Annotated in this window: 17 protein-coding genes; 5 read left to right on the top strand and 12 right to left on the bottom strand. The window is 68.7% G+C overall.

The genetic code is table 11. From position 1 onward, the window contains the following. Nucleotides 1-34: 34 nt before the first annotated feature. Nucleotides 35-898, bottom strand: a complete 864-nt coding sequence (locus MOQ72_RS02005) for a helix-turn-helix domain-containing protein (RefSeq protein ID WP_242180095.1) — start codon at nt 896-898, stop codon at nt 35-37. A gap of 437 nt (nt 899-1,335) precedes the next feature. On the opposite strand from MOQ72_RS02005, the gene MOQ72_RS02000 reads away from it, so the two are divergent. Then, on the top strand, nt 1,336-1,584 hold the full coding sequence (locus MOQ72_RS02000; protein WP_242180093.1) for a hypothetical protein: 249 nt from the start codon (nt 1,336-1,338) through the stop codon (nt 1,582-1,584). Between the two features lie 1,030 nt (nt 1,585-2,614). Here the strand turns inward: MOQ72_RS02000 and MOQ72_RS01995 are convergent. Next, the gene (locus MOQ72_RS01995) at nt 2,615-3,937 is read right to left on the bottom strand and encodes a hypothetical protein (protein WP_242180091.1); all 1,323 of its coding nucleotides are present in this window, start codon (nt 3,935-3,937) and stop codon (nt 2,615-2,617) included. 183 nt (nt 3,938-4,120) lie between these two features. On the opposite strand from MOQ72_RS01995, the gene MOQ72_RS01990 reads away from it, so the two are divergent. The 4 genes from MOQ72_RS01990 to MOQ72_RS01975 all read left to right on the top strand — a co-directional run bounded on the left by MOQ72_RS01990 (nt 4,121) and on the right by MOQ72_RS01975 (nt 11,049). Then, entirely contained in the window at nt 4,121-7,891 is a 3,771-nt protein-coding gene (locus MOQ72_RS01990) for a CHAT domain-containing protein (protein WP_242180089.1), read from the top strand. 20 nt (nt 7,892-7,911) lie between these two features. Beyond that, nucleotides 7,912-9,504 (top strand): Hsp70 family protein, encoded by a 1,593-nt coding sequence (locus tag MOQ72_RS01985; protein ID WP_242180087.1) that lies wholly within the window; start codon nt 7,912-7,914, stop codon nt 9,502-9,504. A gap of 241 nt (nt 9,505-9,745) precedes the next feature. Continuing rightward, nucleotides 9,746-10,381 (top strand): hypothetical protein, encoded by a 636-nt coding sequence (locus tag MOQ72_RS01980; RefSeq protein ID WP_242180085.1) that lies wholly within the window; start codon nt 9,746-9,748, stop codon nt 10,379-10,381. A gap of 2 nt (nt 10,382-10,383) precedes the next feature. Beyond that, nucleotides 10,384-11,049: an RES family NAD+ phosphorylase gene (locus tag MOQ72_RS01975; protein ID WP_242180084.1), complete on the top strand. Its 666-nt coding sequence runs from the start codon at nt 10,384-10,386 to the stop codon at nt 11,047-11,049. Between the two features lie 297 nt (nt 11,050-11,346). Here MOQ72_RS01975 and MOQ72_RS01970 read toward each other — a convergent pair whose 3' ends face one another. The 10 genes from MOQ72_RS01970 to grpE all read right to left on the bottom strand — a co-directional run bounded on the left by MOQ72_RS01970 (nt 11,347) and on the right by grpE (nt 24,828). Continuing rightward, the gene (locus tag MOQ72_RS01970; protein WP_242180083.1) at nt 11,347-11,961 is read right to left on the bottom strand and encodes an Rv1733c family protein; all 615 of its coding nucleotides are present in this window, start codon (nt 11,959-11,961) and stop codon (nt 11,347-11,349) included. Nucleotides 11,962-12,380: 419 nt separating this feature from the next. After that, nucleotides 12,381-12,998 (bottom strand): vWA domain-containing protein, encoded by a 618-nt coding sequence (locus tag MOQ72_RS01965; RefSeq protein WP_242180082.1) that lies wholly within the window; start codon nt 12,996-12,998, stop codon nt 12,381-12,383. Between the two features lie 11 nt (nt 12,999-13,009). Beyond that, nucleotides 13,010-14,518, bottom strand: a complete 1,509-nt coding sequence (locus MOQ72_RS01960; RefSeq protein WP_242180081.1) for an Hsp70 family protein — start codon at nt 14,516-14,518, stop codon at nt 13,010-13,012. After that, nucleotides 14,511-14,651 (bottom strand): hypothetical protein, encoded by a 141-nt coding sequence (locus MOQ72_RS01955; RefSeq protein WP_242180080.1) that lies wholly within the window; start codon nt 14,649-14,651, stop codon nt 14,511-14,513. The genes MOQ72_RS01960 and MOQ72_RS01955 overlap by 8 nt, the downstream gene beginning before the upstream one ends. Next, nucleotides 14,648-16,231, bottom strand: coding sequence for a TRAFAC clade GTPase domain-containing protein (locus MOQ72_RS01950; protein ID WP_242180079.1), 1,584 nt, complete (start codon nt 16,229-16,231; stop codon nt 14,648-14,650). The genes MOQ72_RS01955 and MOQ72_RS01950 overlap by 4 nt, the downstream gene beginning before the upstream one ends. Further along, complete coding sequence (locus tag MOQ72_RS01945) at nt 16,231-18,627, bottom strand: GTPase-associated protein 1-related protein (RefSeq protein ID WP_242180070.1); 2,397 nt, start codon at nt 18,625-18,627, stop codon at nt 16,231-16,233. The genes MOQ72_RS01950 and MOQ72_RS01945 overlap by 1 nt, the downstream gene beginning before the upstream one ends. After that, nucleotides 18,624-19,814 (bottom strand): TRAFAC clade GTPase domain-containing protein, encoded by a 1,191-nt coding sequence (locus tag MOQ72_RS01940; RefSeq protein ID WP_242180068.1) that lies wholly within the window; start codon nt 19,812-19,814, stop codon nt 18,624-18,626. The genes MOQ72_RS01945 and MOQ72_RS01940 overlap by 4 nt, the downstream gene beginning before the upstream one ends. Further along, nucleotides 19,814-22,171 carry a SaeA-related protein gene (locus MOQ72_RS01935; RefSeq protein WP_242180066.1) on the bottom strand — a complete coding sequence of 786 codons (2,358 nt, stop codon included), beginning with the start codon at nt 22,169-22,171 and terminating at the stop codon, nt 19,814-19,816. The genes MOQ72_RS01940 and MOQ72_RS01935 overlap by 1 nt, the downstream gene beginning before the upstream one ends. A 250-nt stretch (nt 22,172-22,421) precedes the next feature. After that, a complete protein-coding gene (locus MOQ72_RS01930) occupies nt 22,422-24,077 on the bottom strand; it encodes an Hsp70 family protein (protein ID WP_242180064.1) in 1,656 nt (551 codons plus the stop codon). Further along, complete coding sequence (gene grpE / locus MOQ72_RS01925; protein ID WP_242180062.1) at nt 24,070-24,828, bottom strand: nucleotide exchange factor GrpE; 759 nt, start codon at nt 24,826-24,828, stop codon at nt 24,070-24,072. The genes MOQ72_RS01930 and grpE overlap by 8 nt, the downstream gene beginning before the upstream one ends. Between the last annotated feature and the right edge of the window lie 153 nt (nt 24,829-24,981).

Here is a 24,981-nt window from a genome sequence, read left to right as displayed (position 1 = left end):
ATCCTCCTCGTGTTCAGTTGGAACGGTGCTTGGCTCAGTAGCTTTTCGCTACCTCCAGCACCTTATCTCTGGATTTCACCGGATCCAGCGCTGCTCCTACAAGCCTGTTCCAGAGGCGGCTGTAGAGGTCTACGTCGTCGCGGTCATCGAGGTACTTGCCGTCATGCATCTCTTCCAGGTAGACGAACTCCAACGGCCCCGAGTTTCCGGGAGCATCGATCCGGAACAGGGTGAACGGCTGTGGTCGGACGTCAGGGTGTGTCCGCGCCCGGAACGGCAGAACTTGTAGGTGGACGTTGGACAACTCGGCAATCTCCGCGACATGCTCAAGTTGTTCGCGCATGATCTCTGAGGTGCCTACCATCGTCATCAGTGCCGATTCTGACAGCACGAACCCGATCTCCGGCGCACCGGACTTCCGGAAGATCTCCTGACGTTCCGCCCGAGCCGACAGAACGTCGTTCAGATCAGGTACAACCTGCGGCACGGCCTCGGAGTAGATCGCCTGCAGATACGCAGGTGTCTGAAGCAAACCGGGGATGATCTCGACCTGGTACTTCCGGATCATCGACGCGTCTGCTTCGAGGTCGACCATCATGCGGGCGTACTTGTGGTAGATCGCCCGGTAGCCCGTCCAGCGACCGCGCTGTTCGCTTCCCTTGGCCAGGTCGAGGTAGAAGCTGCGGTCCACGCGCACTCGGACCTTGCTGGCGTAGAACCCGACCAGCTGCTCCAGGACGTGGCGCTTCAGCCCGGTTTGGCCTGACTCCAGGCGGCTTATCGTGCTTTCGGCTTTGCCGATCGCACGTCCGGCTTCGGCGAGGTCGCAGCCCGCGTCTTCGCGCAGGTGCCGAAGCTCGTGCCCGAGCTGGAGCCGACGAACGGTTGGTGTGGGCATGACGCCAGCCTTCCACGCTTCGACGATCAGCGGCGCGATCTCACCCGATCATGTTACTGCCCAAAACGCAATTGCGTTGCTACCTTGATCTCGTACCCAAACGGAATTGCATCGACGATGCAGGAGACACTCCAGAGCAAGAGAAGCTGGAAGGGCAGCATGTTTGCCGTCCGATCGAGCCGATCTAGATCATCTGGAAGTGCATTTTTTCTCTCGAACAGCGCCGTTGTTCGCTTCGGTTGCTCGACCGGTAGCTGTGCAGCCGTTGGGTGCTGCGGGTCCGGTGGGCGTGCATGCCCCCGACCCCTCGTCCACCGGGCCCGCTTCGAACTTCACCGCGTAGAACGGATTCGACTACGACCGCGACGATCACACCGATCTCCCGAGGAAGGACGGCCGCTTCCCCCCGGCGAGTGCCGCGTCCTCGGGCGGGAGAGGTGGCGGCCGAACTCCCGGCCCCCACCGACGGCCGCCACCCTCCCATTTCCCAACCACCACACCGAATCCAGCCCGGCACCCTGGTCGAAGCCAGCATCCACGGCGAGCAGCACGTGGGCCGCGTGATGCCGCACGACACGTCGACCATCGGCCGATCGCCCATGGTGCCGGTCAAATTCGGCGAATACTGCCGGATCCTGCTGCCCACCGATCTGTCCATTCTGGAACTCCCGGAAGCAGCGGACTGAAGCTGTCGCCCCGACGCGACGCCACCCCTCCCATGCGGCGCGCGGCGACACAGCGGGGCCGGGAGCAAATCATGTGGCACCTCCCGGCCCCGCACCGACGTGTCCGGGCAGCTTCGCTCAGCGGCCGGGAGGCTGCGCACAAGCGGCTGTAGTCCGGCTGCACTGCTGCGCGGTCGGCCACGCAGCTGCGAACGGTTCGGTACCAACACCGCCAGGCACGAACCGCTCGCAGTAGATAACCGCAGGTCACCGTCACAGTTGCAGCTGTGTAAGATCGGCGAGCGCCTCGGGAGCGATCTCCAACCAGGACCGCTCGCGATGATCTTTGAAACCGCAGGTCAAAACACCCAAATCCACCGAGCCCTGTCACCGGCTCCCCATTGCGGCAGGACGACAGCGCGACGTCGAGCCCATCGCCCACCTCTGTCACCGGCTCCCCGAGCCGGTCCCCATCGCGGCAGAATCGGATGTACGAAGCCGTAGCTACGATCCAACTCCTGTCACCGGCTTTCCGAGCTGGTTCCCATCGCGGCACCGGGATCGGCGGGCGGTGACGTCTCCAACAAGCTGTCGCCGCTCTTCGCGTCAGTACTGGGGCCTGCGGTTCGACGTGAAAGCGGCGTGGGCTGATGGTCCATGCCGCTTTTACGTCGGTTCGGTCGGGTGCAGAGCGCCGTCCCGGACTCGGCACACGAATGTGGCGAGCGTCAAGTCGTCGTTGCTGAAGGTCAGGTGTCCATGCTCTGTTTCGTGTTCCGGCTACCAGTGCGTCCGGCGCGAAGCCGATCTTGGCGCCGTTGGCGTTCTGCCCGTTTGGTGCTCTGGTCAGATTCAGCGGGCGTGGGAGTTGGGCGATTTCTCGCGAAACCGGCGCTCTTCGTGGAGAGCGGGTGGCAATTTCGCGCGAAATCGGCACACCATCCACTGGCCGAGGCGTCCAATCGCCAACCGTGTCACCGGCTCTCGGCGTCGGTTCCCACAGAGCAATCGGGCCCGGACACCGTGGTATCCGAGCCCATCGATTTTTCGGTTATCGCGGCACGGCGTATAGCACGCGTTTGCCCGGGTGTTCCGTTACCGTCCAGAGTTCGTTTCGGCCCGGCCAGTACGACAGGTCTTCCACGCCGATCGCTACCGCTCGGTTCGGACCGTCCACTGTGAGCACTCCTGCGCCGGTCGGGTTGTCCGGGACGGCTGCTTGCATGCTGCCCGCGTTGTTTTCGCCGTTGCTGGTGCTCAGGTACCAGCGGCCTTCCGTTGCCGTCGCTCCTTGGACACGGGGTTTCGGCAGGCGGTACGCCGACTTCGCTCGCCACACCCCATCAGCGTCCGGGCTGGGCAGCCCAGTCGCGCCATCGAGGTTCCAGCGCGCCACCCGGCCGTTCAGGTTCGCGTCGCCCTGGTCCGCGCAGTACTCGCCTGTCAGCAGTGTGTCCGGCGTGGTGCTGCGGTCCAGGGACACGTACGAGTAGCGCTGGCGGCCTCCGGCCGTGCACTGGTAGTTGCCGGGGTGGTCGACCACACCCTCCGGGTTCGACCAGCCTGCTACCTGGGGCATCACGTAGCGGTAGCCGAAGCCGTAGTACACGTTGTTCTGGCGGCCCACCTGGTTCTGGTCCGTTGTGTTGCCGTTGCTCGCCGATGCCAGGTCGAAGATGTAGCGCATGTCGAACGCCCGGATGCCGCGGGCCGTGTCCACCACGTACAGGTAGTTGCCGTACCAGACGATTCCGCCCGCGTGGACGCTGTCGCCGTCGCCCGCCTGCGGCGTGGTGACCGGCTCGTACGACGCGTTGCCGTTGCTGTTGATGTACGGGTAGACCAGCAGCACGTGCTGGTACTTGCTGGTCGCCGGGTCCAGGAACGACACCCGGACGCCCTTCACCGGGGCCGTTCCCCGGTCGTACCAGCTGACCAGGAATGCCTGCTTGCTGCCCCACTGCTGGTCTTCCTGCGCGTCCGCGACCGTCGTGACGCCCTGCGGCATCCACTCCACGTTTCCGCCGACGGTGCCGGTGTCCTGGTCGTTGAAGCAGAACTTCCGCAGCGCTGGTTCCTGCATCGGGTCCAGCGCCGGGGAGGTGCACGCGTCTCCGGTGCTGCCCTGGCGGTTGGCCTGTTCCAGGATGTTCTGCACACCGAGCTTGGGCAGTTGTCCGTCCAGCTGGTCGACCCGCGACTGGAGGTCGCTGCTGGTGTTGTTCAGCACGAAGTCCGCGAGGTTCGGCGCATCCGCCGGGGCCGCCGCTGCCGGTAGTGCCGACGGCGTGGTCACCACCGCCGCCGATATCGCCACGGCCACCAGGTTTCGTCTGCCCACCAGGGTCTCCTCCGGGTCGACAACGGCGAACATCCGGAGGCTACTCGGACAATCCCGAAATTTTCCGGAAACCAGGCCGGATTTCACCTCTTCGACCGCCGCCGTTCTGGTCAACCAGAGCACCTTGCGACTTCGCCCGATCAGGCAAAACGCGCTGCGCCGCCGGATAAGCTGGAGTTCCTTGATCACCATCGAAGCGCGCGGACAGGGGGTGCGATGACGACCGATCCGACGGAGCTCGACGAGGCCATCGCACAGCGGTACGCGCAGCTCACCGAGGAACTCGACGACGAAACCGCTTACCGCCTCCTGGTCGAGCTGGCCGATCTGCTGCTGCACCGCGCCCAGACCACCGGCGCGGATGTCGACGACGTCATCCAGGTCGCCGGAAGTCTGCTGAGCTCCCTCGCCGAGGACTCGCCCGCGCGTGCGGCGCCGCTGTACCAGCTCGGTCTCGCGCATGCCTTGCGCGCCGAACGCGGCGCTGAAGAGGAATTTCGCACCGCCGTCGACTACCTGCGGCAACTGCGCCCGCTGCTCACCGACGATGCAGCCGAGATCGTGGCGCGCATCGGGCTGATCAACGCCCAACTGGTGCTGACGCTGGAAGCGTTCGAGGAAATCGACGCCGCCTTGGCCGACCTGAACCAGGCGTTCGAGCTGCTGCCGGATTCCCAGCTGCGGGATCGAGTTCGGTTCACCCGCGGATTGATGCACCTCAGCCGGTACCTGTCGGTCGGCGGCGCGGAAACCGATCATCGGGCTGCCACCGACGATCTCACCAGCACGCTGCGAAACCCCTCAGCCGACGTGCGAACCGCTGATGCGTGTCACATCGGTCTTGCTTTCCTGTTGCTCACCAAGGACTTGCCGGCCGAGCTGCGGCACGGTCGCATCGATGCCGGACTCATCGACCGGACGTCGCTGGCGCTGCCCACCGACGAACTCGCCGAAGTGCGCCACCACCTCGACGCGCTTTCCCCGACGGGTGCGGACAGCGGCGCGATAACCACCCTGAAGGTCCTCCTCCAGGCCGCGAGCAACCTCGACGACTCGACCCGCGAGGACTGGGAAACCGCGATCAGCCAGCTCGACGACGCGACGCGCGACTGGTCCGAGGATCAACCTGGAAAGCCGGAAATCGTTGCGCTGCAAGCAGGTTTGGCCGCCAAACTCGCCGAGGTCACCGGCAGCCCGCAAGCCACCGATGCCGCGACCAACCAGATCGCCGCAGCCGCAGCCGCGTTGCCACCCGACCACCCGATGCGCTCGCTGCTGCTCACCGGTCTGCGCACCACATCGGTCATGCCGGGCAAGAGGCCGTCGGACCCGGCCGAGCACGCCGCCGTCCTCCGGCGGTTGGAACAGGCGCTGGAGCACTTCTCCGACGACGATCCGGATCGGGCCTCAGTGCTCACCCCGCTGACATCGGCGCTGCTGAGGTCGGTCGCCACCGACCGCGCGCAGTCGACGCAATCCCTGGCCAGGGTCCGGGAGTTGACCGAGCAGGCCATCCAGCGCGGCCGCGCCGATCCGGTCAACACCGGCATCAACCACTTCCTGCTCGGCGTCGCCGAAGGTTTCCAGGCGATCACCGACCGCGCCGAGGGCCTGTTGGACTCCTCGGTGGCGCACGTGCAGCGCGCCGACGAGCTGCTGCCCGCCGACCACGGCCTGCGACCGCTGATGATGCCCTGGCTGAGCACCATGCTCACCCAGCGGTTCATGGCCTTCGGCGGGCAGGAAGACCTGGACGCCGCCCGGTACTACGCAGCGGGTTCCGACGGGAGCGACTTCGTGGCCCGCTTCACCGCAGCGGTGAGCCGGATTTCCCCGCACCGGCTCGACTCGGACGCGATGGACCGGCTGGCCGCCGATCTGGAGCAGATGCTTGCGGAGATGTCGCCGACCGATGTGCTCCAGCCGCGGATCGCCAGCACCCTGGGGTCGGTCCGACTGCTCCGGAGCATGCTCAAGGGCAACGAGTTCACCCTGGACGGGGTTGACCGGGACGAGGCCCGCAGCGCGACGAACGCCGTTCTCGACGCCGTGCAGCAGATGCCCGAACACCACGTCGATCAACGGAACGAATCCCTCGGTGCCGCCATCGCGTGCGTCGGGCAGGCCCTGGCGACCAGGGATCTCGCGCTGCTCAACAAGGGCATCGGCATGATGGTCGAGATCTGCGGCAAACCAGACCTGTATCCGCGGGAACGTCGAGGTGCGTTGGACGCCTTGGCGACCGCGTTGCGGACCCGCTACGAGTTCACCCGTGCCCCACGCGATCTCAGCAACGCGATCGACCGGTTCGAGCAGGTGCTTCGCGAGTTCGAACTGGAGCCGGGCGCGTTCGAAACCGCGAACCTGTTGAACTCGCTGGCCGACTGCTATTTCACCCGTGGTGACAACGTTCGCCGCGACCACGAGCGCGCGGTGGCGATCGGGCTTGAGTCGTTGCGCGAGCGGGCCCGCAACGTGCTGCTGCAATCCAGTGCGCACCGAGCGCTGGAGACCGCGAACACGGCGACCGGCGAAGCCGCCGAGGTGAGCCGCTGGTGCCTCACCGCCGGGCAGCCGGAGGCCGCAGTGCAGGCGTTGGAGTTGGGGCGAGGCATGGTCCTGCACGCGGCGACCGTCGAGGCGAACATGCCGACCTTGTTGCGGGACAACGGCCACGCCGAGCTGGCCGACCGGTGGGAGTCCGAGGTGGGGCAACAACAACCGTGGGACGTGGGCGACGCTGGGGTGGTCCGCGTGGCGGATGCCGCACTGCCCAGCGACCTGCGGTACCGGGTGTTGCGGGCATTCGAAGGCACCGCCGCCGAAGCGCAGCTGCTGTCACCGCCGCTGGTCGCGGACATCGCCGCCGGGTTGCGCACCGCGCGGAGCCAGGCCCTCGTCTACCTGCTGCCCGGTGTCGCAGTGCTGGTCACCGCCGACGGGCGGGTTGAGCGGGTGGAGTCGCCGCAACTCACCGAAGACGGCCCGGTAGCCCGGTTCGACCGGCTGCAACGCGAACGCGCCCGGCGCGGCGACGCCGTCGATGAGCAGTGGCAGCCCGCGCTGGAGAACGTGTGCGACTGGGCGTGGACGGCGGTGTTGAACCCGGTGCTGGACGTGGTCGCCGCCGCTTCCCGGGAACGCCCGCTGCGGATCGTGTTGGTGCCGGTGGGAAAGCTTGGCACCGTGCCGTGGCATGCCGCGCGGCGGCGGGTGCCCGGCGGCAAGGTTCGGTACGTCTGCCAGGACGCGATCATCTGCTACGCTGCGTCCGCCCGGCAGTTCGTCGAAGCCGGGCGGCGCGAGGCGCGTTCCTGGGCCAGCGAACCGGTGCTGGTGCGGATGCCGGAGCTGCACTGGAGCCGCCACGAGATGGGATACATCCACGACGCGTACTACCGCGACGGCTCCTACCTGGGCAAACCGCCTGATCCCAAGCGCCGCACCCGGCGTCGCGAGCCGCTGCCGAAACCGGCTGAGGTGCTCGCGCAGTTGCCGACCGCCTCCCTGCTGCACCTGGCCTGCCACGCCACACCGGCCGAGCTGCCGATCGAGTCGGCTCTGCTGCTCGGCTCCGGGGAAATGCTGCCGGTGCAAGACATCCTGCGGCAGGCACGAGACCGGCCGCGCGACGCCGCCGGGGCGCTGGTGGTGCTCGCGGCATGCGCCAGCGACCTCACCGATCGGCAGCACGACGAGGTGCTGACCCTGTCCACCGCGTTCCTCGCCGCGGGCGCGGTAGGAGTCATCGGCACCCGCTGGGAAGTGCTCGACCTGCCCACCGCGATGTTCATGATCGTGTTCCACCACTACCTCAACACCGGCTACCCGGACCCGGCGAACGCGTTGCGGGCCGCACAGCTCTGGATGCTCGACCCGCGTCGCCGCCCGCTACCCGACATCCCCGAAGAACTCGCCGCGTTCTTCGCCGAAGTCGACCCCGCCGCACCCGTGCACTGGGCAGCATTCACCTACCAGGGCCGGTGAACCCGATCGGAAGGAGACCCATGGCGCCAGCCACCTTCGGCATCGACCTGGGCACCACGCATTCGTGCATCGCCTACGTCGACGAGGCCGCTCGCCCGGTGATCGCCAAGAGCGCGGTCGGTGAGGACACCACGCCTTCGGTGGTGTACTTCGAGCAGCCCGGCGTCGCGTTGGTCGGCACGGCGGCGAAGAACTCCGCGCTGCTCGCGCCGCATCTGGTGGCGCAGCTGGTGAAACGCGATATGGGGCGTAAGAACACCGAGTTCACCTACCACGGGCGCCGCTACACGCCGGAGAAGATCTCCGCGCTGATCTTGCGCGAACTCGCCCGCGCCGCCGAGGAGAACACCGGGCACACCGTCCGGGACGTGGTGATCACCGTGCCCGCCTACTTCGGCATCGCCGAACGCGACGCCACCCGCAAGGCCGGGGAGATCGCCGGGCTGAACGTGCTCGACGTGCTGGACGAGCCGGTGGCCGCCGCGCTGCACCACCACGCGCTGGACAGCTCGCCGCAGACCCGGCACGTGCTGGTCTACGACCTGGGCGGCGGCACCTTCGACACCACCGTGATCCGGGTGTCCGGCGACGACATCCAGGTGGTGTGCACCGACGGGGACGGCGAACTCGGCGGCGCGAACTGGGACGAGCGGATCGTGGACCACCTGCTGGCCGCGTTCCGGGAGGCGCACCCGAACCTCGATCCCAGCGCCGACGAGCAGGCCATGCAGGCGTTCGCCGAACGCGCTGAGGAAGTCAAGAAAGCGTTGAGCGCAACCATGTCCCGCAACGTCGCGCTGCGGGTCGGCGGCGCTGCGGTCACGGTGCCCTTTACCCGGCAGCAGTTCGAGGACCTGACCGCTGACCTGCTGGATCGCACCCTGGCGATCACCGGGCGCGCCATCGAAACCGCCCGACGCAAGGGCGTAGAGCACTTCGACGAGGTGCTGTTGGCGGGCGGGATGACCCGGATGCCCGCAGTGGCAGCCCGGCTCAAGCAGCGGTTCGGGCTCGACGCCCGGCTGTCCGAACCGGACCTCGCGGTCGCCAAGGGCGCGGCGCTGTTCGCGCTGATCCGCCAGGCCAAGAACGTTCGCGGAGATGCGCGGCAGTTGGGCATCACCGCGGTGGATGCGATGGCCAAGAAGCGCGTCGCCACGGTGGTGCCGCGGGCGTTCGGGGTCAAAGCGTTGGATCCCAGGGATCCGTTGGCGCTCACGGATCCGTTGCGGGCACGGCAGATGGTCGCGCACCTGTTGCAGGCCAACACCGAGCTACCGGCCGACACCGGCCCGTACCCGTTCCAGACGGCCATCGACAACCAGCGGATGGCCGAGATCGAGGTGTGGGAGCAGGCCGGGCCGACCGCGTCCGAAGAGCTGGCCGACAACACCAAGGTCGGGCACGGCATGCTCACCGGCATCCCGGCGCGACCGGCCGGTTGCCGGATCGAAATCACCTTCTACATGTCCGAAACAGGCGCGCTGACCGTGCACGCCAAGGAGTTGGAAGGCGGCAACGACGTGCGCTTCGACCTCGCCATCGGCGGGATGGACCACAAGGCGGTCGCCAAGGCCCGCACCGACATCGCCGGACACCAGGTCAGCGGCTAGAGACTGTTTCAGAAGAGGTTTGCGTGGCGGTACGGGTAGCGGAACCTCAGACGCCGTCTCGCTGTGGGATCCCCGACATCATGTACTTCCAATTCGCAGTTTCACTGCGCTGTCGGGGCAGTCCTCGCTGAGAACGCCAGTGGGCACAGTCTTAGAACCCGCGGCGGTGCAAGCTGAGTCCCACACCGCAAGCGGCTGCGCCGCTTATAAGAACAGAGCCTAGTACGACGAGGAGGTTGCGGTGGGTCAGCAGCGGATGCTGGACGTGCTCACGGCCGAATGGGACGACGTGGCCGACCAACTGGATCCCGAGTCGTTCACCAGGTTGGTCGTGTTGGTCGCCGAACTGCAGGACACCTCGGATTCGGAAACCTCGGCGCTGATCGCCGAGGACATCGCGTCGCTGCTCGGCGACGTGCTCCCGGTGACGCACCCGGTCCGCCGCGCGCTCGCCGAACCCGAGTCGCGGTTCCAGCGGCCGATGGTGGACTGGCAGCAGGTGAGCACCGGGCTGCGCGACCGGCTCACCAGTTCCGCACCTCGCGCCAACCTGGACCGGCTGCGCGCGGTGGACTCGTTGGACGCGCACCAAGTCGAGGCGGCTGGCGGCGACCCGGCCGATCCGGACCTGATCCGGCTTCCCTCGGACACCGGGCCCGACCGCTGGCCAGCGTTCCAGTTCGACGCCGCCGGGGCGCCGCGCGAGCTGGTGCGCACCGTGAACCGGCAGCTGCATGCCGATGCCGACCCGTGGGGGGCGGCGGACTGGTGGCTCGGGCCGAACGAGTGGCTCGGCGGCGTGCCAGCCGAACTGATCGGCCGCGTCGAGGACGCGGTGCTGATCGAAGCCGCCCGCGACGACGCGGCGGAGGTGTGAGCATGCCGGAGGCCACCACGCCGCCGCGGTTCGACGCCACCCCGAACCGGTACGTGCTGCCCGCGGACACCAAGCTGCACCGGGTGCACGACCGCAAGCGGCGCGCAGCCGAGTTCAAACCCGCCCAGTTGAACACCGGCTCGCCGGGCAGCCGGTTCGACGGGACCGAGGCGGACCCGTTCGCCAGCTATTACGCCGGACTGGAGTCGACCACGGCATTGGCGGAAACGCTGCTGCGCAACCTCGGGTTCGGCGTTGACGGGCAACGGCTGATCCGCCGGGCGCAGATCGCCGGGCGGCGGCTCAGCACGGTGCGCACCACCCGGGAATTGAACCTGGTCAGCCTGCGGACGGCCCCGGACCTCGCCGCCGTCGGACAGGATTCCTGGTTGATCGACTCCGAAGGCAAGGACGCCTACCCGAAGACCCAGAAGTGGGCCGCCTGGATCCGATCGCAGGCGGACTGGGCGGCCGGGTTGATCTGGCCGTCGAAGCGGGACACCGGGAAGTTGGCGTTAGTGCTCTTCGGCGACCGCTGCGGCGAGGAGGCGTTGGACGGCGACGAACCAGAAGTGCAGATCGACCTGGACACCGAAATCGGCGAAGCCTGGCTGAACCGGATGCTCAAGCCCTACCGAGCAGTGGTCGCCCCCAGCCCGAAACGCTGACGCGGGTATCTCCGAGCGGTCCAGGTTGAACATGCGACGAGTTCACCCGGAAATCGGGCAGGCCGGTTCCGGCAAAATGCACCGGACTCAGAGGGACGTCTTTGTTTTGTCTTTGAAGCGGCGCAGCCGCTTAGCCCACCTACGACACTCGCACCGCCGCGGGTTCTCAGACGTCTTCTCGCGAGGACAGCCCCGACGCCGCGTATTGGACATACATAAGTCGGGGATCCCGGAGTCGAGAAGGCGTCTGAGGTTCCGCTACCCGCACCGCCACGCAAACCGAGTTCAAGAACAGTCCTATCGCTGGGACCAGGTGCCGCCGTGTTGTAGGAAGGCCCATTCGCGTTCCCAGGCTCGCATGGACACGAAGCGGGCGAGGTGTTGGGTTCCGGCGATCAGGGCGAAGCAGGCCAGTTCGGCCACCAGCAGCACGAGCACCGCGCCGAAGATCGCCGATGCCGTCACCGAACTCGCGCTGGGTGGTGGCGGGACGCGGTTGCCCGCTTGGTCGACCCACACCGTCAGGTTGTCGCCCGCCGCGCTGTTCGCCGGGACCTGGATCGTCGCGGTGTGCGGCTGCTGGTCCAGCCCGGTTCGCCACTCCACGACCGCGGTCGAGCTGATGGTGTCCTGGCCGTATGCCTCGGAGATCGGTGTGGACGTCGCGGGGGTGGTGGTCACCACCGCGGTCACCGGGTGGGTGGTCGTCGCCGACACCTGTGCTCGCTGCGTCAGGTCGGTGTGCAGCGCCGCGCCGAACAGTCCGGACGCGGGGACCGCGATCAGCGCCACCATCAACAGCAGCAGCGTGATGCCCGCCGCCAGCCGATCTATCGGCCTGCGCAACGGGTTGCGGTTCACAGCCAGTGCGTTCACCAACCATGCTGCGTGCGCCTTCAGCGCCGCCACCATGCCAACCTCCCGACTGCCGGACACGGAATTTTTCCGAGATCAACTCCTGTCCGCGTGCGACCGCCGTACCGTTGCGCCCCGACGGTTGCGCGCGGCAACCTCTGACACGAGTATCCCCCGCACCAGCTTGATCGTTATCACAACGTGACCAGACATACACCATCGGTGTAGTCGTTTACCGTTATTCACACTCGGCATTTCCGCAGGTCGGGACAGCTAAGCCCAGTCGCCATGCCGTGAGTGCCCAACCGGGTTGGAGCCCGATTGGGCACTCACGACCCCTGCTGCACCACGTGAAACCCAGACATTTCGAACATCGCATGCCACCCCTGCGCAACAACGCTTCCGCAACCAGGATCGATCAGTTGGTCCGTCCTCAATGGACTCCGGTCGTTGCCCGGCAATGCGCGACGGGCCGGTCAGTTGCGGCGGATCGACAGTCCGGTGGCCATCGAGGCGATGCCGGACGCGAGCTGGGCCGCGTCGTCGATCCGCTGGTTGTCGTCCGGCATGCCAGGGCAGGCCAGGTCGGCGAGCCCCGCAGCCGCGGCCCCGAGGCCGCGCACGACGATGCGGATTCCCAGCGCGCATGCCTGCCGCGCCAGCTCACGAGCTCGCTCGTGGTCGGCCAACAGCCCGTCGCTGAAGATGCACACCACCCGGTCGCCCGGATAGGCCGCGAACACGTCGATGCACAGTTGCAGAGCAGGCGACAGCGCGGTGCCGCCGTACGGGGTTGCCGCTCGCAGCGCGGAAACCACCTCGTCGAGCGGCGCTCCCGGCGGCACGTACCGCTGCACGGAGCCGGACCAGAGGACCAGTCCGCTCGCGTAGTGCGCAGCTGCGGCTTCGGCGAGGAATTGCTCGCCACCGGCGATGGCCTGCGACAGCAACGGCGCCACCGCCATCGAAGAGCTCACATCGATGCACAGCAGGACGTGCCCGCTGTGCCTCTCCTGCAACCGGGGCAGGTACGCGCCCGGTGGGGACTGCGTCAGCCCGATCCCGCCGAAGTTCCGCCGAATCCACGAACTCATTCATCCCCCACTCAGCAACGCACGGTGAGTCCCGCGATGGTCTCGGCGAGTTGTTCAGTCGCCGGGCCGTCCACCACACCGTCCACATATGCCTCCAGGTCCAGCGCCGCTCCGCTGAGCGGTTCCCGCGCGGTCACCGCGAGCAGTCCGTCCGCGCTGACCCGCAACGTCACTTCGATCACTGCGCCCGCGGGCAGCGGCGGCAGTCCGGCGAACTCGCCGTCCAGCACCCGCCGGTTGTGCTCCACTTCGGCCGATGGCACCTCCCCGGACTGCTCCAACACCTGTATCCGCACCGATCGCTGCCGGTCCAAGATGGTGGCGAACCGGGCCGTCGCAGTGGCGGGCAGCGGATCGTTTCGGTGCACGAGGTGCTCGACGAAACTCCGCAGGCTTTCGTCATGGCTGTCCTCGACGAGCACGCCGAAGCTGCGCGGCACCACTGCGGCCGCCGTCCGGGCGGGACCGGTCGACGACGCGAGCCGGTGCGCGCGCAAGGCAGCGCCGGAGACAACCGCCAGGTCCGGGTCGACGATCTTCGGGACGAGGTCGAGATGTGCTTGCAGAGCAGCGCGAATCGCCGGGACTTTGGTGGTGCCGCCGACCAGCAGCACCTCGTCGATGCGAGCTACGCCCTTCTGCGCGGCGGCGGCGAGCACCCGGTCGACGATCCGCAGGGTCCGGTCCACCAGGTCCGCGCCGAGGCTGTCCAGCGTCGCCCGGTCGATGTCGAAGCTCGCCACGTCGTCGCCGCAGCGCAGCGCCACCTTTCGACTGGTGACCGCGCTCAGCTGGCGTTTGACCTGCTCGGTGACGTCCTGGAGCTGCTGCCGGAACACCTCGTCATCCGGGTCCGCCGCCGGGAACTCGCGGGCGAAGGCGGCCGCCAGGTGCTCGGCGATGCGCTCGTTCCAGTCGGCTCCGCCCAGTCGGCTGTCGCCGTCGGTGGCCACCACGTGCACTTCGTCGGCGGCCACCCGCAGCACTGTCGTGTCGAAGGTACCGCCACCGAGGTCGTAGACGAGCGCTGCACCGGACTCGGCCTGGGTGGCGTAGTGCAGGGCAGCCGCAGCCGGTTCACTCAGCACTTCCAGCACGTCGATCCCGGCCAGCCGCGCCGCTTGCAGCGTCGCTTCGCGTTCCCGGATCCCGAAGTAGGCCGGGACCGTGATCACCGCGCGAACCCTCCGATGTGGTCCGCACCGGGCGATGGCGTCATCGACGAGGCTGCGCAGGATCAGCGCCGACACCGACTCCGGGGTGTGCCGAACACCGTGGAACAGCAGCTCGAACTCGGTGCCCATCCGGCGTTTGATCAGCGCAACGGTGTTGTCGGGATCCAGGCTGTCCTGCGCCGCTGCCCCGACCACAGCCGTGTCCGCGGACGCGAAGTGCACCACCGACGGCGTGGTCAGCTCGCCGAGCCGGTTGCGGACCACCTCCACACCATCCACAGTGGATATTGCCACCGCGGAGTAGGTCGTGCCCAGGTCGATGCCGAGCACCAGTTCGTCAGCCATCGTTGAACACCGCGGTCAGGACGTCCGCGAAGCCGGTCACCGTACCCACGATGGTGGCCAGCGCGGCGAGTGCGAAGACCACCAGCAGCAGCCAGCGGGACACCCGGTAGTTCGTCGGGGGACGAATGCTCATACCCGCTCCCTGCTCGGCTTCTCGTCGCGGCCCAGTGCGAACCCGCCACGTCCCAGCAGCCACCGGAACGGGGCGGCCGGGGTGAGCTGGTGGCCGGGCTGGACTCCGGTGACCGAGGAGACCACGAAGTAGCGCACCTCGGCGAAGTCCCGCTCCGCGGCCAGCACGAGGTTGTCCAGGCCCGCGGTGTTCAACCACTCGCGCACCGCCCCGGCGCACAGCTCGGCGGCCCACGGCAGGTCGATCAGCAGGTCCGCCTTGACCACGGTGATCGCCAGGGCCCGGCGCTGCGTCTCGACGCCGTAGTCGCGCAGCCGTCGGGCCGTCACGTGGTAGACCTGCTCGGGGTCGCCGCTGGCCGGGTGTGCTGCGGCGAGGCGGGATTCCAGCGCACCGCCGAGCTGGTCGCGCACCCAGCTGATGGCGAACGGGTCGACCACGAACACCAGTCCCCCGGCGTGGTCCAGGAATTCCAGCTCGCTGTTGTCGTCCCGGTCGAGGTAGAACTCACCAGCCGCGTCGAAGAGGTGCAGCAGCGCCTGGTCGCGCTCCTTCGCCGAGCCACCGCGGGTGAACTGGACCGTGATCGCCGGGGGCAGTTGCCCGGCCGGGGTCTTCGCGGTGTCGCCGCCACTGGTGATCAGCTGCTCGCCGTGCTGGAAGGTCTGCCTGCTCGCGTCGTCGACGAAGTCCAGCGCGGCGCCCTCGGCGGCGGCCCGATCCCGCAACGCGACCAGACCCGCGTGCACGAGCCGGGTCTTGCCCGCCGACACCGGGCCGAAGACCGGCACCCGGACGTCGGTCACCGCGCCCGAGCCACCCCGCAGCGGCCGGTCGCACCGCTGGCACAGCGCCTCCAGCCGCCGCGACGCCCGCAGCACGGTCGTCGGCAACTTCGCACCGCACCCGCAGACGCGCGACATGGCACCCAGCGCACCGGGCCGGATGTCGTGGTGCACCACCTGGCATCCGCTGCACCGGTAGGCGGGGACGACCATCACGTGGTAGCAGACCGGGCAGCTACCACTGGCTTTCCGCAGCCGCCGCACCACGTGGTCGTAACCGCGCAGGAACCCGACCAGCGCACCCCAGCCGAGCCAGCCGAGGCCCAGCGCGATCGCGCCGAGGACCACCGCCTGCACGGCGCCCAACATCGCGCCCAGCGTGACGCCGGACCAAACCAGGATGGTCAGGCCGATGCTCACCCAGCGGAGTTTGCTCCCGTAGCCGTAGTTGAAGCCCCACTGCCAGCCGCGCGCGATGAAACCGCGGCCGGTGTGCCAGGCCCCGGTCAGGTCGCGACGCCACTGGGCGGCGAGGTAGCTCGGCCACGCCCAGTCGCGCGGGAACGGGCCGTTCTGCTTGCGCAGGCCCGCCGTGCCGTTGACCACATCGTTCGGCGTCACCAGCAGCGCTGGCGGCGACCCGCGCCCGGCCAGCACCAGGCACGCCGCGACGAACGCCCAACTGCTGCCGAACAGCACGAAGAACGGGAACAACCAGGCGGCGATGGTGATCACCACGGTGGCCACCCAGATCCCGACGCACAGCAGCACAACGCCCGCGATGAGGTACGGCATCACTTTTCCCGTCTGCCGAACAGCCGTCGCGCGACTTCTCGGGCGCGGGTCGGTTTCGGCTGCTGCTGGGAGTACGCCTTCAGCCACTCGTGCCAGGCAGCGGCGTATTCGGCGTCGACACCGCGCAGCAACTTGCTGATCCGCCGGTAGTCGGACTGGGTGTGCTTGCCCGCCCAGCGCTCCAGCGCCTTGTCGAACGCCGCCCGAACCTGCTCCGAAGCGCTGTCCTGCCAACCGGTCAGGAACGCCAGCACGACCGCCTGATCTCGGCGCGCGGCCAGGGCCTGCTCGTCGTTCCACACCGCGGGCAGCTCGTGCACGAGCATCTGCTGCAGCTGGTTCCCGCCCTGCACGGTCGCTTCCAACGCGGCTTGCGGGGTGGTGCTGAGCAGTACCTCGATGATCTCGTCGGCGCGTGCGGTGAACACCGCTTCGGAGACGTCCTTCAGCGTCGCAGCAGTGGTTTCGGCGCCCTTGCGGGTGAATCCGCTCAGCCAGGACCGCAGTCGGCTGTCGTCCTCCCACAGCTTGTGCAGGTTCTCCCGGTCCCCGATGTGGTGCCCCAACAGCCGTAGCACGTCCAGGTACCGTCCGGACACTTTGGACTTCTCCAGCACCGCGAAGGCGCGCTGCGCCAACGATTCCGACACTGCGGTGGACGGCAGAGTGGTGCAGAAGTCCTTCAGCTCGGCCATGGTGGGCGCGGATGTCCGGAACAGCGCCTCCCACACCGCTTCGCCGGTGCCGGGCTGGTCCGGTGCGCGCAGGTGGTCGCGGAAGCGTGCGATGGTCTCCTGCCGGACCGGTTCACCGGCTGCCACCGCGGCCGCGGCGACCGCCGCGTCCAACGGCATGAAGGGATCGCTGATCGTCGGGGCGAGCAGCCGCCACCAGCGGGCGTTGATCGCCTCGGTGACCTCGGCCGCGTGCGGCCCGGCCAACCGGCGGGCCAGCACGTCGCGCAGCAGGTCGATCATCTCCGGACCACACGTCCAGCGCGCCGGATCGACCCCGGCGTGCGGGTGTTCCGCCCACCAGTCGACGAACCGCCCGGCCGCCTCGGCGAATCGGCCCAGCCGCGGCTGCACGGCGAACCTGGTCGCGGTCCGCAGCAGCAGGTCCATCCGCTCCGGGGCGACGGCTCCGGCCGCCACCTCGACCACGATGCAGGCTTCCTCGGCTTCGTCCGGACTCCACTGCCTCGGCGGGAGCGGGGCGCGGGCATCGGCCGGGGTTCCGCGCACGATCTCGTCGACCTCCGCGCGCAGCAACGTGATCCGGATCCGACCGGCCTGCTCCGTGTTGGCCTCGGCCAGCTTCGCCAGCACCGGCAGACCAGGAGAGGCCGCCAGCACTGCCGCCAGCACCGGTTCGACGACGTCCGTTGTGGACACCGGTGGCGGGGCGGCCAGCCATTCGGCCAGTGCCATCGCGGAATCCTGCCCGGTCACGGCCTCGTCGAGCATCAACACCCCGGCCGCCAGCCGGTCCGCCAGCGCCGGCCGCTGCGCGTTGCGGGCGAACTGGTGCGCCAGCTCGATGGCGTCGACCACGTCGTAGGGGTCGGCGCTGAGGAAGCGCGGCACCCAGTGCTGCGCGGCGTCGGTCGGTTCGACCTCCCGGTGCTTGCCGCTGACCAGGTTGAACACCACGGAGTCGGTGTTGCGGTCCGGGTCGGCCAGCGATCCGGCCCAGTCCGGATGCACCGCCAGCACCTCGTGGCGGGCGTACTGCGGATTGGTGGCGAACACCCGGAAACCCACCCGAAGCGCACGTTCCTGCGGCAGCAACAGCGTCCCGACCGCGATCCAGCGCACCGCGGTCTCCGCGTCCTCGCTGACGAACACCACGCGCGGTGCGCCCTCCTCGTGCACCCGATCCAACGCGGAATGCACTGCGAGCAGCCAAGATTCGCCATCCTGCTGGCCGAGCACCCAATCCCGCAGCGCCTCGACGCCGAGCGGGCCCGCTTCCGGTTCGGCCGATACCGCCTCGCACTCGGTGCTGTCCGCGGGCTGCTCCCCCCACCACGGCGCATCCCACAGCTGCGCGGGCCGGATCGGGCCGTACAGCTGCGGATCGGTGGTGGCCAGGGCGTGGGTGAACTGGTTGCCCTCCCGAACCCCACCGGCCTCCGCCCCGAGGTAGATCCCGCGCGCCGTCGCGTAGATCTCGTCGTGCACGTGGACCAGCGATGGCGGGTACTGCGAAACCGGTCGCTTCTCGCGCATCCAACCGACCGGGGCCTCGTAGAGCGCCGAGCGCTGCACCGCGGTCATCATCTCGTCCGTGGTGCCCGGCGAGACCGCCTGGAACTGGAAACCCGCGCCACCGCGCAACCCCTGGCCCGGACGGCAATCGGTGTAGTACAGGGACTGGAACTCCCGCGCGCTCATACCCGGCTCCGTTCGATGATCCTGAAGTGGCTGAGCAGCCACAGCAGTGGTTCGTCAACGCGGAACGGCCGCACTCCAGCGGCATCGATCTGCTTGCGGTCGTAGTCGGGTTCCGCGCCGAGCGAGGACACCGCGAAATAGCGGAACGTCTCGTAGTGCGCCCGCAGGTGCACGTCGATGTCGTCGGCGCCGAGCTCGGCCAGCAGCGCTCGCAGGTGTTCGTCGGTGTCCTGCCCGCTCGCCTCGTCGTACTGCGAACCGGTCGGCGGCGGGCGCAGCAGCGGGTGGTTGTCGCCGAGCATCGCGAAGAACGCGTCGATCTTCGAGAACACCACGGCGATCGGGGTGCCGACCTTCTTGCGGTCGCTGAGCCCGCCGCTGGAGCGCAGCAGTTCGGTGACGCGGGTGAGCACGTTGATCGGCGGTTCGGTGTCGCGGCGGCTGGCGTCCGGTACCGCGATCCGGTCCGGCGCGCCCGGCAGCTGGAACGGGTCGAGCAGCACGATCAACCCGTCCGCCGCGGTGAGGTACGCCTGGCTGTTGACGAACTCCTGGGTCGTCATGTCCTCACCGGCGGCGTCGTAGAACGACAGGGTGGTGGTGTTGTGCACCTCCCGGCCCAGCTGGACGCGCGGCTGCCGCCACTGCATGACCAGCGGAATCCGGATGCCGTCGGCGGAACTCGCGGTGGACTCGAACAACGCGCGGTCGCCGAACAACGCCTGCTCGTAGCGCTCCAGCCACTGCGCGGTGCCGACCCCGGCCTGTTCCCCGGCGAAGGAGATGTCGGCGTCGAAGCGGCGTCGGATGTTGTGCCGCAGCTCGTGCACCAGCACCGTGGTGTAGACGGTCTTCCCGGCGTTCTTGCCGCCCACCATGCCGATCAGCGGGCTGCGGCCCGCCGCGAAGTTGGCTGGTAGCGGGGTGTGGCAGACCGGGCAGGCGCGAATGCCGCTGACCGTGCCGCAGTCCGGGCAGGGCGCCTTGCGCGGGGTGCGGCCGAACCGGGCGGACGGCGCGGCGAAGGTCGGCCAAGACGCGGTGGCGTAGCCGGTGAGCCGCTGCCGCTCCGGATCGACGACCTTGCGGCACTTGTCCCGGCCCGGCGCGGGCCGACCGGTGCACTGGAAGCGCAGATTGCTGGTGGGGAACCGGTGGTAGCAGTACGGGCAAGCGACCTTGGCCATCAGGACACCTTCAGCTGCGAGATCGGTGGGTCGATCAACTGGACACCGGCGGCTTCCACGAAACAGCGCAGCCAGAACGGTTTGCGGCGCGGCAACTCGACATTGAGCTCCAGTGGTTCGCCCAGCTCGTGGACGTCGCGGTGCACGACTCGGCCGTCGTCGGGTTTGAGCGGCATGACCCGGCCGGGCGCGACGACCACCAGCACGGTGCACTCCGACACCGGCTGGTCGGCGGTCAGCACGATGCGCGCGGTGCTCGTGCCGAACAGCCGGTTCTGCCGTTCGACCTGGTAGCTGACCTGCGGCGGCGTCCCGGCCAGGTGCAACGCGCTGGGCGCGGATCGGCTTTCGCCGTTGTCGGCGGTGGCGATCGCGGACACCTGGACGCGCACGGTGCCCGGCCCGGCGTCGATCCGGCAGCCGCCATCGGCCTGGTACTGCTGCCGGGTGAGCCGCAGCCGCCCGGTTTCCACGCCTGCCGCGGTGTGCGTCCAGGACACTTCGGCCATCCGGACGTCGTCCGGCCACACCCAGGACAGCATCAACTCGCCGCCGAAGCGCCGAGCGTCGAGCGCGGTGACTGGCGGCAGCGTGGCCGCGACCCGCGAGGTGTGCCGCACCGGCACGGCGTCAGCGGCAACCTCGGTGCCGTCCGGGCGGCGGTAACGAGCGGTCAGCAGATAGGTGCAATCCCCGTCGAGGTCCACTGTGGAGTCCCGAAACGACGTGTCACCGTTGGTCGGCACGGGAACATCGCTGGATTCCCCATCCCGACGCCGCACGACGGCCACCCCGACGGCGTCCCGGTGGATCTGCCAACTCCCCTCGACCGCACCAGCGCGAACGACCAGCCGCACGCCGTGCACCGGCGGCAACACCTCGATCGTCGCACCAACCGGCCGTGACCAGACACCACCCGGCTCGGCGGCGAAAACCGCGTACCCGGCGACGATCCCCGCGGCTACGCCGCTGTCCACCACCGCCGTCTCCCCGCCCTCGGCGACTACGTCACCGTCGTCGGCGTCGCCGGGCGTCCGCCCGGCTCGCCGCACCACCCGGTACCGGGTGCCGTCGTCGTGGTCGGGCTGCGCCCGCCACGACACCCGCACCCCGACGCCGTCCGGCTGCGCCGTCACGGCGTCGACCGGGCTCAGCGGAATCCGCCGCAACTCCGCCGCTATCGCGTCGTCGTCAACGGCTAGCCGCGCGGCTTCGCCCAGCTGCCGCCGGGCTTCGCCTTCGGCTCCACTGCGCGCCGCGCGGTGCGCGGCCTCGCGCAGCTCGCGCACTTGCTCCGCGTGCCGGTCGACGGCCGCTTTCGCGGCTGCCGCCTGCTCGGCATCGGTGATGGCGGCGAGGGCTTGTTGGGCGGCGATCAGCTTGCCTGCGGCAAGCAGTTCCGCGACCTTCGGCAGGCCGGTGACCGCTGGTGCGGCACGGGCTTCGCCGAGCACGCTCAACACCGCTTGCCGGGCCTCAGCCGCATCCAGCCCGGATCTACCGAGCACCCGCAGCAGCGCGCTGGCCGGTGCTCCGTTCTCGCAGAGTCGGCGCACATCGTCGAGCAGGTGGTACAGCGAAAGCAGCCGGAGATCGACGCCGTCCTTGCTGACCGCGGTGTTGAGCAGTCCGAGCGCCTCGCGGGCGGGCTGGTTGCCGGATCGCCGGTTTTCCCGGTCGATCGCCTGTCGCACGGCTTCCGCGGTCAGCCCGGCCGGGAACGGCGGAGTGCTGTCGAAGGCCGACAGGAGCTTGAAGTTGTCGAGCTTTCCGTGCAGGAGTTCGGGAATCCCGGTGACTTCGGCGTCGCCCAGCAACGCCTTCAACCGGTTGAAGAGGGTGTCGGGCAGGCCGCTGGTCGTCGGCAGTTCCAGCGGCGACGCGGTCCGCACCCCGGCCTTGGCCAGGGCCTGGTCGACCTCGGCTGGCGCCAGTTGGCTGAACGTCTCGCGCATCGCCGCCAGCTGGCCGGGCGTGATCAGGCCGAGCTCGCCGAAGTTCGTCGTCAGCATCTTGACCAGCTCGTCGACCTGCTGCTGGCTCGCTCCGGCCCGATCGTCGTGCCGGTCGCGCCACCAGGACATGCGCGACATCGCGTCGCCGTGCACGCGGCGCAGTTCCTCGTCCTCGCGCAGGAATGCCTGGTAGACGCTGGTGGTGAAGCTGGACTTCGCGGTGGACTGGGCGCTTTTGTTCCAGTGCGAACGGATCTGGGTCAGCCGCTGGGCCAGCTCGGCATCGGAGCAGCCCAGCTCGACCGCGTACCTGGTGAGCAGGTCGTCGGGTAATCGGCCGCTGCGCCCCCGCAGCGGCCGAACCACATCGCGTTCGTAGGCCCTAGGGTCGAAGGGTTTCATCAAAACCTGTCTCTGCCCTCGGCTCGATCTTTGTCTTTGAAGCGGCGCAGCCGCTTAGCCACCTACGCAACTTGCACCGCCGCGGGTTCTCAGAAGTGCCTTGCGGGGACACCCCGCACCCCGAGCTATCTCGCGAGGACAGCCCCAGCGCCGCGTATTGGACACATAAGTCGGGGATCCCGGAGTCGAGAAGGCTTCTGAGGTTCCGCTACCCGCACCGCCACGCAAAACGAGTCTGGAAACAGGCATTTCAGCCCGAGACCGTGATCCCGGCGACCACCTCGGTGGCTGCCGCGACCTCCTCGTCGCTGCGCACGCTGACCCGCACCTTGATGTCCAGCGACTTGCCGGTGGACGGTTCGGTGGCGGTCAGTTCCAGCAGGCCCTCGTCATCGACGGTCATCCGGATGTTCACCGGCGAACCGGCGGGCAGCGACGGCAGCCCGTCGATGCGGCCCTTGCCCTCGTTGATCGGCTTGTTCTCGGCCAGTTCGGGCCCGGCGACCACCCCGGACTGCTCGAACAGCTCGATCATCACCCCGGTCTGGCCCTCTTCGACGGTGGCCGCCTCCAGCACCCGCTCATCGGTGGGCAGCGAGTCGTTCGCGTGCACCAGGTGCTTGACGAAGTGCCGCTCGGGTTTGCTCTGCCAGTCCGGATCACTGGTGTCGACGAGTTTCACGCCGAACGCCTTCGGCAGCACGTTGCGGGTCTGCTTGGTCGCCAGGTCCTCCAGCGCCTTGACCGAGATCCCGGTCTGCTGGGCCACGTTCTGGACCGCCTCGGTGACACCCGACTCGCCGCGCTGCTCGGCTTCCGCCATTTCGCGGTGCACCACGCGGCCGATCGCGTACAGCGCGGCGCCCTTGGCCACCGCCAGGTCCGGGTCGTGCAGCTTGGGGTCCCAGCCGAAGTCGGTGCGCAGCCGCTCGGCGACCGCGGGCATCTTCGTCGAGCCGCCGACCAGCAGCACGTCGTCGATCTTCGTGCCCGGCTGCTTGGTCTCCAGGGTGCTCAGCGTGCGCTTGACGATGTCGATGGTCTTGTCCAGCAGGTCCTGGGTTTCGGCCTCGAACTGGGCGCGGGTCAACTCGACGCGGGCGCTGACCCCGGCCCCGCGCAGCGCCACCGCGCGGGATTCCGCTTTGGACAGCTGCTTCTTGGTGTCCTCGGCGGTGGTGGCCAGCGACTGCAGGAACTCCTCGTCGTCCTCGACCTCGGTGCCCTCCGGCGCCTGCTCCTGGAACTTCGCCAGCAGGTGGTTGCGCAGCCGCAGGTCCCAGTCCGCGCCGCCGAGGTGGTCGTCGCCGTCGGTGCACAGCACCACGATCTCGTCCTTGGACACCCGGATCACCGTGGTGTCGAAGGTGCCACCGCCGAGGTCGTAGACCAGGATCGTCTTGTCGTCGGCCTCGGTGGTCGCCTCGTAGTGCAGTGCCGCGGCAACCGGCTCGGGCACGATCCCGATGACGTCCAGCCCGGCGATCTTGCCCGCGTTCTTGGTCGCGCTGCGCTCCAGCATGCCGAAGTAGGCGGGCACCGTGATCACCGCTCGGCTCACTTCGCCACCGGTGTGCGCGGCGGCGTCCTGGGCGAGCTGCTTGAGGATCAGCGCCGAGATCGACTCCGGGGTGTAGGTGGTGCCGTGGAACTCGAACGCCGCCTCGCTGCCCATCTGCCGCTTGATCAGCGACACCACCCGGTCCGGGTCGATGATCGCGGAGTTCTTGGCCACCGAGCCGACGACCACATTGGACTCGTTCTCGAAGAACACCACCGAAGGCGTGGTCTCGCTGCTGTCGGTGTTGCGGCACACCGTCGGGCGGCCGGTTTCGTCCACGTAAGAGATGGCCGAGTAAGTGGTGCCCAGGTCGATGCCGAACACCTTCAGCTCGCTGTCAGACATCTGCGCTAATCCCCTCTGTTCGCGGGTTCTGGTCGGTGGTCGGTGCGGTTTCGGCGCTCCAGCGGTAGACGTGCACCCGCGCGGGGACGGTCACCCGGTCCGTCGTGGTGTCCAGGTATCCATCGGAGACGACGACCGCGATCCGCTCGTGCTGGTCGGGGTCGTCGGCTGGGAGGACCCGGATGGCGCGGTGTTCGCGCGCGGAGAACTCCGCGCCGACCGCCGGGCGGATCGGCACGCTGCCGCAGCGCTCCAACGCCTGTTCCGCGCTCAGCGCGAAGGATTCGAGCAGGTCCACGACCTGGTCGCGGTCGAGTTCGGCGGGCAGCGTGCGGGCCTGGTGCAGCAGGTCCTTGCGGAGGTTCTGCAGGTCGGTGGTGATCGGGCGCAGCACGAGGTTCTGCTCCCCGGTGCGCAGCCGCTCCAACTCGGCGTGCAGCTTGTCGATCACCCGCTCCCGCGCGGCGGCCCGGTCGTGGTGTTCGCGAACCTGCACGGTGAGGGCGGAAACCGCCTCGGCCAGCTCCGCGACCGGGTCCGGCGCGGCTGCCGGTTCGTCGGGCGGCGCGGTTTCCGCTGACACCTCAACCGGTTCCGGCGGTTCTCCCGGTTCGACTGCGTCTGGCGCGGCAACGGCCGAATCGACCGGTTCCCCCAGCTCCGCTGGCCGGTCGTCGTGCCCTGGCTCGTCGCGCATGCTCTCGCCCACCTCGCTGCCCACCGCTGTCGCGGAGTGATCGGTGTTGATCACCAAGCCTAGTACCGCCGCATCCCGGTCAACCGGGATTCACCGACTTTGGACGGCAGAGCAGCAAAAACGGTTCCGCTGTCGCATTGGGCCGAACCGGTGATGGCAGATCTCGACCAGCGGGGACGGCCGGAGGTGGGCTGCGGCGGTCGGGGC

It is taken from the genome of Saccharopolyspora soli (assembly GCF_022678645.1).
Classification (GTDB): domain Bacteria; phylum Actinomycetota; class Actinomycetes; order Mycobacteriales; family Pseudonocardiaceae; genus Saccharopolyspora; species Saccharopolyspora soli.
The sequence above is the reverse complement of the archived record's forward strand: the minus strand, read 5'-3'. Positions and strand labels throughout refer to the sequence as shown.